The organism is Neisseria flava, from assembly GCF_982712965.1.
This window is the reverse complement of the sequence record NZ_CEXQBZ010000068.1, coordinates 1-6,409: the sequence shown is the minus strand read 5'-3', so window position 1 is coordinate 6,409 and position 6,409 is coordinate 1. Positions and strand designations below refer to the sequence as shown.

The 6,409-nt window shown below is 52.1% G+C and carries 6 protein-coding genes; 4 read left to right on the top strand and 2 right to left on the bottom strand.

Annotation, left to right across the window (positions count from 1 at the left end; all coding sequences use genetic code 11):
- Nucleotides 1-884: IS3 family transposase (locus AC5M9B_RS04025; protein ID WP_487648286.1), on the top strand; the 884-nt coding region annotated here is incomplete at its 5' end.
- A gap of 71 nt (nucleotides 885-955) precedes the next feature.
- On the opposite strand, the gene lapB is transcribed toward AC5M9B_RS04025, so the two are convergent.
- Both lapB and AC5M9B_RS04015 read right to left on the bottom strand, forming a co-directional pair.
- On the bottom strand, nucleotides 956-2,125 hold the full coding sequence (lapB, locus tag AC5M9B_RS04020; protein WP_101810821.1) for a lipopolysaccharide assembly protein LapB: 1,170 nt from the start codon (nucleotides 2,123-2,125) through the stop codon (nucleotides 956-958).
- Nucleotides 2,126-2,137: 12 nt separating this feature from the next.
- Complete coding sequence (locus AC5M9B_RS04015) at nucleotides 2,138-2,482, bottom strand: LapA family protein (protein WP_016687604.1); 345 nt, start codon at nucleotides 2,480-2,482, stop codon at nucleotides 2,138-2,140.
- 388 nt (nucleotides 2,483-2,870) lie between these two features.
- Between AC5M9B_RS04015 and ilvE the strand changes: the two genes are divergently transcribed.
- The 3 genes from ilvE to AC5M9B_RS04000 all read left to right on the top strand — a co-directional run bounded on the left by ilvE (nucleotide 2,871) and on the right by AC5M9B_RS04000 (nucleotide 5,948).
- A complete protein-coding gene (ilvE, locus tag AC5M9B_RS04010; RefSeq protein ID WP_101810820.1) occupies nucleotides 2,871-3,869 on the top strand; it encodes a branched-chain-amino-acid transaminase in 999 nt (332 codons plus the stop codon).
- A gap of 260 nt (nucleotides 3,870-4,129) precedes the next feature.
- A complete protein-coding gene (locus tag AC5M9B_RS04005; protein ID WP_487648285.1) occupies nucleotides 4,130-5,008 on the top strand; it encodes a YoaK family protein in 879 nt (292 codons plus the stop codon).
- 259 nt (nucleotides 5,009-5,267) lie between these two features.
- Nucleotides 5,268-5,948 carry a YiaD family glycine zipper/OmpA-like lipoprotein gene (locus tag AC5M9B_RS04000; RefSeq protein ID WP_070654488.1) on the top strand — a complete coding sequence of 227 codons (681 nt, stop codon included), beginning with the start codon at nucleotides 5,268-5,270 and terminating at the stop codon, nucleotides 5,946-5,948.
- The last annotated feature ends 461 nt before the right edge of the window (nucleotides 5,949-6,409 follow it).

Here is a 6,409-nt window from a genome sequence, read left to right as displayed (position 1 = left end):
GCAGAGGTCGCCTACCTAAAGGAGTTAAAAGCCCTCAGCCAAAAGCGGACCGAAAAGGACAAAGCCAAACCGTCCAAGCACTGAGGGCGCAACACCCGCTCAAATACCTGCCGCACATCGCACAATTACCCAAAAGCAGCTTTTACTACCACCATCAAGACCGACCCGACCCCGACGAAGCCGACAAAGCCCTTATCGCCGAAATCTACGAACGGCATAAAGGGCGATACGGACAAAGGCGCATTGCCGCAGCATTGGGTTGGAACCGCAAAAAAGTGGCACGGTTGATGAAACAGATGGGGCTGAAAGCCAAAATACGGGGGAAAAAAGCCTACCGCCATCCCGCCATGGGCGAAATATCGGAAAACCTCCTCAAACGCCTATTCAAAGCTGAAAAGCCCAACGAAAAATGGCTGACCGACGTTACCGAACTCAAAGGGAAGGACGGCAAACTGTACCTCTCGCCAATCTTGGACTTGTTCAACCGGGAAATCGTCGCCTACGCCATGAGCCGCAGAGCCGACAGCGAAATGGTGGCGCAGATGATCGAAAAAGCCGCGCCCCGGCTGACCGGCAAAGGAACGATGCTGCATCCCGACCAAGGCGTGCTGTACCGTACGGCGGGGTATAGGGAATTGCCTGCCCAACATTCCATGCTTCAAAGCATGTCGCGTAAGGCGAACTGTTGGGATAATGCGCCGATGGAGAGCTTCTTTGCGGTGTTGAAGACGGAGTGTTTCTACCGTGCAGGAGAATTGACGGTGGACGAATTGATGAAGCAGATAGATGACTATATGGATTACTACAACCGGGAGCGTTGCAGTCTGAAATTGAAAAAGCTGAGTCCTGTCGCATACAGAACCCAGCTTACACAGAGCGCCTGAAAAGGCTTTTATGAGTGTCCAAGATTTTGGGGCCAGTTCAGTCGTTTCAGACGACCTTTTTGTGGTTTGGTTTACACCTCGATTTTATTGGGTGTGAAGGTTTCCCATTTGTTGCAGGCGGGGCAGTGCCAGAAGAAGACTTGGGATTTGAAGTGGCAGTTGCGGCAGCGGTACATGACGCTGCGTTGGAGTTGGCGGCCGATGACGGAGCGCATCATGTCGGCATCGGCTTTCCACGCGGGATTCATGGTGCTGATTTTCAAACCCAGCAGGCGGTACACGCCGTTGAGGTCGGGTTTTTGGCGCACGAGTTCGACGGCAAGTTGGGCGGCTTCGCTTTCGCCTTTGAGCAGCAGGGTTTTTTCGTAGATGACGTTGATGAGGTCTAAATCGGGGAAGGTCTGCATATAGCCGATAAGCCGGTTCAGTCCTTCTTCCTGTTTGCCTTGGGCGGCATAGGCTTCGTAGAGTTTTTCGCCGACCATGCTTAGGTAGGCATGGTTTTGTTGTTCGATGGCGCCGTATGCCTCGACAGCGGCGGGAAAATTGCCCTGTTTGGTTTCGATGTCGCCCAAAATCATGTTGGCGCGGGCGCATTTTTTGTTAGCGTCCAAGGCCTTTTGGACGTTGTAACGGGCGGCGTCGAGATTGGATTTGAACAGCGCAGCTTGGGCGAGTTCGCAATAAAACTGTGCAATTTCAAATTGGTAGGTCTGCTCGTCGTGGCTGAGGAGTTGCGCGGTTTCGATGGCTTTTTCCCAGTCGCGGTCTTGCTGATAGATGCTGAGCAGGTGCTGGCGGGCTTCGCGCGCCATGTTGCCTTCCTGCAAGCCGATGAAGATTTGTTCGGCGCGGTCAACCAAACCTGCGCTTTGGTAGTTTTGCGCAAGTTCGAACAATACCCGCGCGCGTTTTTCGTTGACGGTATCGGGCGAGTCGAGCAGGGCTTGGTGCATATTGATGGCTTTGTCGTTTTCGCCGCGCTGACGGTAGAGTTTGCCTAAGGTCAGGTTGAGGTCGTAAGACTGCGGCTGCTGGTCGATGACTTCCGCCAACTCGCGGGCGGCACGGCCGCTGTTGCGGTCAACCAATGCGTCCAGACTTTTATAAAAGCCGGCAGGCACGCTTTTTGCCTGTTTCAACACGGTTTTCATGTCGATACGGGCGGCAAACCAGCCCATAGCAAAGAAGACGGGCAAAAGGGTAATGGGCAGCAGGATGACCCACAATTCGTTGTCCATGTGATTCCTTCTTTAAGGCTTGGGCGTTTGTACGGGTTGGTTGGCAGGGACGGTGGTTTGCGGTGCAGGTTGTTGCGGTACGGGGGCGACGAGGTCTTTTTCGCTCAAATGCGCGTGTTTTTTGACTTCGGCACGCAGGCGGTTGTTTTCGCTGCGCAGTGCCAAAAGTCTGCCGAACAGGGCAAACATCCCGAACACGATACCGATAACAAATGCGCCGAAGAGGACGACAATCAGCGGTAAGTCGGCTTTCTGACCGGGCAGATAGTGGAAGGCGACGCTGTCGGTATTGATGACGGCGAGCAGTAAAAACAATAATAAAATGATGACTTTGATAATGGTGTAAATCAGTTTCATGGATGTCTCCGGCGGTATGCCTGTCGGAAAGTTTTGAAAAGGTCGTCTGAAAATTCAGTAAGGCGGTCGATAGGGATTCCGTTTCCGAATCCGTTTGCCGCAGATGCGGCTTAGTTTAAACGATTTGGATTGTTTCGGATAGGATGTGCGGCAGTTTTCAGACGACCTCGGGCTTCATTATATATATGTAGTAAACAGTAGGCATGATTGCTGACAATTTGTATGCTCATCGGAATAGGCGGTTGCCCGTATTTCGTTATCAGGCAAGGGCTTGGACGGAAGCTGATTTTGAAACGGGCATTCGGACTTGTCAAAACCATCTCTACAGGCGTATCTTTCAACTTTTAATATTTAAACAGAACCAAACAGAATAAGAAAGGCAATCATCATGAGCAGAACTGTACCCGCCGTATTCGGCAGCGTCTTCCACGCCCAAATGCCCGTTATCGCCCACAAGGACGGCAAATGGCAGCCGACCGAATGGCAAACTTCCTCAGACCTCACCCTCGCGCCCGGCGCGCACGCCCTGCATTACGGCAGCGAATGCTTTGAAGGTTTAAAAGCATTCCGTCAGGCAAACGGCAAAATCGTCTTGTTCCGCCCGACGGCAAACATCGCCCGTATGCAGCAAAGCGCAGACATTTTGCACCTGCCGCGCCCCGAAACCGAAGCCTATCTGAATGCCCTGATCGAATTGGTCAAACGCGCTGCCGAGGAAATTCCCGACGCGCCTGCCGCGCTGTATTTGCGCCCGACATTAATCGGTACCGACCCCGTTATCGGCAAAGCCGGTTCGCCTTCCGAAACCGCGTTGCTCTATATCCTCGCTTCTCCGGTCGGCGACTATTTCAAAGCCGGTTCACCCGTGAAAATTTTGGTTGAAACCGAACACATCCGTTGCGCACCGCACATGGGCCGCGTCAAATGCGGCGGCAACTACGCCTCCGCCATGCCTTGGGTGCTGAAGGCAAAAGCCGAACACGGTGCAAATCAAGTCCTGTTCTGCCCGAACGGCGATGTACAGGAAACCGGCGCGTCCAACTTTATCCTGATTAAAGGCAACGAAATCATTACCAAACCGTTGACCGACGAATTCCTCCACGGTGTAACCCGTGATTCTGTGCTGACCGTCGCCAAAGACTTGGGCTACACCGTCAGCGAACGCAATTTCACCGTGGATGAACTCAAAGCCGCAGTCGAAGAGGGTGCGGAAGCGATTCTGACCGGTACAGCCGCCGTCATCTCACCCGTAACCTCTTTTGTCATCGACGGCAAAGAAATCGAAGTGAAGAGCCAAGAGCGCGGCTACGCTTTGCGCAAAGCTCTGACCGACATCCAATACGGTTTGGCAGAAGACAAACATGGCTGGTTGGTTGAAGTGTGCTGATTTGATTTTGTATTGATGCAATCGGTGGAAAGGTTGTCTGAAAAGGATAAAATGCTTTTCAGACAACCTTTTTTATGGCTAATGGAAATAGAAAAATTCCTGCCTGCCGTCATTTTTCATCGGTGGTAGGTACAACACCTTAATATTGTAGATTTTTGATGGCGGGGTCGTCTGAACATACTGTTCGGATGATGGATTAATTTTAATCGGAAAGGTGTTTACTTGCCTTGCATCCATTATTGCAAAAGGGATAACGTTATATGGAAGAACCGCAAATACACCTACGACGCGATAAGCAGATTAGGCTGCATGACAAGCGGCGGCATGCCCCGCCGTTTTGGCAGGCAGACAGGCCGTATCTGCACGAACACCATATTTCCGATGCGCGCTTCCGCAGGCTGGGCTACATCATGGCGATGTTGGCGGGTGCGATTAATGCGGGCGGTTTCTTTGCGTTTGCACGCTACACGTCGCACGTTACCGGCTCGATGTCTCTGCTGGCGGACGCTGTTTATCTGCGCGAATGGATAACGGCGGCGGTGGCTTTAATCAGCGTGTTGTGTTTTGTGGTCGGTGCGGCGCATTCGGGCTGGGTGGTTTTGTGGACGCAGCAGAAGCGGTTTCGCGGCAGCTTCGGTTTTTCCATGTGGTTGGAAGCGGTTTATCTGCTGATATTCGGCTTGTTCGGACTCACGGCATCTCAATGGAACATCGGGAACGGGAGTTTGGTTTTCCCGTCGTTGGCTTTGTTTTTAATGTGTTTCATCATGGGAATGCACAATACGGTGATGACGCTTTTGTCCGGCGGTGCCATCCGTTCGACGCACATGACCGGCACGGCGACCGACTTGGGCATCGAGCTTTCGCGTGCGCTGTATTACTCGAAAAAACATCATCCGCGCCTGCCGCATGTGCATGTCAATAAGCCGAAGATGTGGCTTTTGGGTGGAATGATGTGGTCGTTTTTGTTGGGTGGGGTGATTGGTGCGTGGGGCTACCATCAGATAGGCCACCATTTTGCCTTGCCGGTCGCGCTGGTGTTGTTTGTGTTGGGTGCGGGATCGGTCGGTTACGATGTGCGTTTGAGGCTGAAATATATGTTGATAAGGTATGTCCGCCGCCGTTATGGAAAAGAATAGGTGTTGCAAACGCCTTGAGGAACCAAACTTCATTACGGCAATCTTACTGAATACGCAGAATAGAAAACCGGAATGTCAGTTTGCGGTCAGTTAGGTAATATCGGGTTAAGCGAGATTTACTGTGCCGCAATCCTGGCTATCATGCTGTTTCAATCTGTTTTGAAGGGTTTGCAGCCCGCCGAAACATTGTTGAAATACATCAAGCCGCTTTTCAGACGACCTTCTGTGTCTGAGCGGTATTTTTTGAAAGGAAATCTCAATGAAATTCTTGAAACCTTTGACCGTTGCCGCATTGGCCATTCCTTTGGCTCTGACCGGCTGCGTAACCGATCCTGTAAGCGGACAACGCAACACCAGCAAAACCGCCATGTACGGCTTGGGCGGTGCGGCAGTGTGCGGCATCGTCGGCGCACTGACCCACGGCGGTAAAGGCGCGCGCAATTCCGCGTTGGCGTGTGGCGCGATTGGTGCGGGCGTAGGCGGCTACATGGACTATCAAGAGAAAAAACTGCGCGAAAACCTGAAAAACACCAACATCGAAGTGGAACGCCAAGGCAACCAAATCAAACTGGTGATGCCTGAAAACGTTACCTTCGCTACCGGCAGCGCGGCATTGAGCGATCACGCGCGAAACGCTCTGGCGACCGCCTCCGAAACGCTGGTGCAATATCCCGACACGACTTTGACGATTAACGGCCATACCGACAACACCGGCAACGATGCCATCAACGAGCCGCTGTCCCGCAACCGCGCGCTTGCCGTTGCCGACTACCTGCAATCGCGCGGCGTGAACGGCTCGCGCCTGATCACAGCCGGCTACGGCTCACGCCATCCTATCGCGTCTAACGCCACTGCCGAAGGCCGCGCCCAAAACCGCCGCGTCGAGATTTTGATCAATCCCGACCAAAACGCCATCAAAGCGGCGCAACAGCAAATGTAAGCTATCCGTCTCAGGATAAAGTTTAAAGGTCGTCTGAAATCAAATCAGGTTTCAGACGACCTTTTCATATGGAAGTAATGCGGGCCGGATGTCCGAATACTTCAGGGCAATTTGAGCTAGGGGGCAATGAATGCTGGAAACGCAGGAAACAAAAAAAGGAGGCAATCCCCCACAGGATTGCCCCAATACCTCAAATCAGAGATTTACGCTTCACAAACAATACAGGCTTTCGCCTGCGGCTTTACCTGCACGGCTCAACTCCGTGCGGGTAAACTTTTGTTCCGAGGGAGTGAAGCTCGGAACATCCGCTGCAAATCAAAGGATTTGCTGCTGGAAACCGGAGTATCAAATCTGTCAGTGCGTCTGTAATTCGATGTAGCGAAATTTACTCGAAAAATTTGGGTTTGCCAAGTGTTTAACATTATTTTTATATGCTAAATTTATATTTATAATATTTTAAA